The organism is Thermococcus sp. 21S7, from assembly GCF_012027615.1.
Classification (GTDB): domain Archaea; phylum Methanobacteriota_B; class Thermococci; order Thermococcales; family Thermococcaceae; genus Thermococcus.
The window spans coordinates 1-259 of sequence record NZ_SNUT01000045.1; the positions used below are offsets into that span (position 1 = coordinate 1).

General features: G+C 40.9%; 1 pseudogene. It reads left to right on the forward strand.

Annotated elements, in window-relative coordinates:
- Positions 1-101: 101 nt before the first annotated feature.
- A pseudogene (locus E3E51_RS13220) lies at positions 102-259 on the forward strand (RNA-guided endonuclease TnpB family protein); the annotation flags it as partial.

Consider the following 259-nt stretch of genomic DNA (forward strand, 5'->3'; position numbering starts at 1 on the left):
ACTCGCCAAAAAACGTTATGGAGACAAAAGAGGAGTCCTAAGCGTTGCAATTGAAGAAGCAATCAAGGATTGGATTAAGAAAACAAAAAAGGAGCTGGAAAATGCCGAGTGAAACCATCAAACTCACGGCAAAATTCAAACTCAAGGGAACACCCGAAGGGTTAGATGAGCTTTTCGAAACTTATCGTGAAATCGTGAACTTTCTCATCACTCACGCTTTTGAGAACAATGTAACCAGCTTTTACCGGCTGAAAAAGGA